2 protein-coding genes are annotated in these 666 nt (G+C 50.8%); both read right to left on the reverse strand.

The window, feature by feature from the left end; genetic code table 11:
• Nucleotides 1-128 (reverse strand): SDR family NAD(P)-dependent oxidoreductase (locus tag GTN70_05010; protein ID NIO16342.1); only part of this gene is annotated, 128 nt, incomplete at its 3' end.
• A gap of 130 nt (nucleotides 129-258) precedes the next feature.
• Nucleotides 259-585 carry a hypothetical protein gene (locus GTN70_05015; GenBank protein ID NIO16343.1) on the reverse strand — a complete coding sequence of 109 codons (327 nt, stop codon included), beginning with the start codon at nucleotides 583-585 and terminating at the stop codon, nucleotides 259-261.
• Nucleotides 586-666 lie beyond the last annotated feature (81 nt).

The following is a 666-nucleotide window of genomic DNA, read 5'->3' on the forward strand; positions in this document are numbered from 1 at the left end:
GAGAGCTCATCTTCTTCAAGGGCGGTGAGCAGCAATGTGCATCCGGCTCTTGCAAACTCGTGAGCGAGCGCCCGTCCGATCCCCCTGGACGCTCCCGTCAAGACGACTACCCTGTTGTTTAGTTCCATGTAAAATGCCCCGCTGGCCGAAAATAGTGCGGATACCAGCAGATTAAATCATTTCTTTTCAATCTCCTACGGATTAATGGTCTTTTGACGCGTCAAATCTTCTTAAAAACAGATAACACCCCTGATAGGATCAAAGATCCCTTATGTCGATATATATTCTTTCCCCTTCGGCTGGTACGACTCGTCCTTTCGCGAGGAAATAGTACGGTATGGTATACACCCTGAGCCCTGAAGACCTGATCGAACGCAGCGTATTCTCCCCTGTCTGGAGCAGAACGTAGATGAACTTTTTTTCCTCCTCGTATGCCAGGTTATTGGCTGCCCGCAGGATATTTCTAAGATCCGCTGCATCTTTCGCGCTAAGATCGAAGAGAAACCAGCTCTTAACGATCTCGCCCCGTCTCGGAAATGCAGGTAGCTTGATTACCGGGCCCAGGGCCCGGCCCAAAGCTCCCATGACTCGATACTTTCCAGGGATATCGACAATTTGCTCCGCAAGCAGGTTTTCATTCGTCCAGATCGATACCCCCCCGCCACC

This window comes from Deltaproteobacteria bacterium, assembly GCA_011773515.1.
In the GTDB taxonomy this organism is placed as follows: domain Bacteria; phylum Desulfobacterota; class Deferrimicrobia; order J040; family J040; genus WVXK01.